Genomic DNA, 498 nt, shown 5'->3' with positions numbered 1-498 from the left:
ATTACGCTAGCAGTGGAAGTACAACCTGCGGAGTTACGTACTGTAATCGTGTAAGTATTTGGTGCAAGACCGGCAAATGTGGTGCTTGTCTGGAAAGTGGTTCCGTTGATACTGTATTCCAGGCCGGTGCCGGTTGGTGCCGTAATTACGATCGTTCCGGTTGGAGTGGCACAGGTAGGTTGGGTGACTGTAGCCGTTGCTGCAGCTGGCGCTGATGGAACGGCATTTAAAGTTGCAGTAGTAGTGGAGGTACAACCCGCGGCATTTCGCACCGAAATAGTATAGGTTCCCGGAGCAACGCCGGTAAATATATTACTTGCCTGGAAAGTAGTTCCATTGATGCTGTAAGTCAAGCCGGTTCCTGTTGGTGTATTGATGGTAATGGTACCGGTAGGTGTAGTACAGCTTGGCTGGGTAAGTGTGTAAGTTGCCACCGCAGGCGCACCCGGAACGGAGTTGATGGTGATCGTTGCGGTAACGGCACAACCTGTCGCATTT

The 498-nt window shown here is 51.2% G+C and carries 1 protein-coding gene; it reads right to left on the bottom strand.

The features are described from left to right. Nucleotides 1–498, bottom strand: a 498-nt coding sequence (locus tag EGI32_RS21355) for a hypothetical protein (protein WP_255155496.1), incomplete at both ends; no start/stop codon positions are given.

The sequence above is a fragment of the Ferruginibacter sp. HRS2-29 genome (genome assembly GCF_024343615.1).
GTDB lineage: Bacteria > Bacteroidota > Bacteroidia > Chitinophagales > Chitinophagaceae > Ferruginibacter.
The sequence above is the reverse complement of the archived record's forward strand: the minus strand, read 5'-3'. Positions and strand labels throughout refer to the sequence as shown.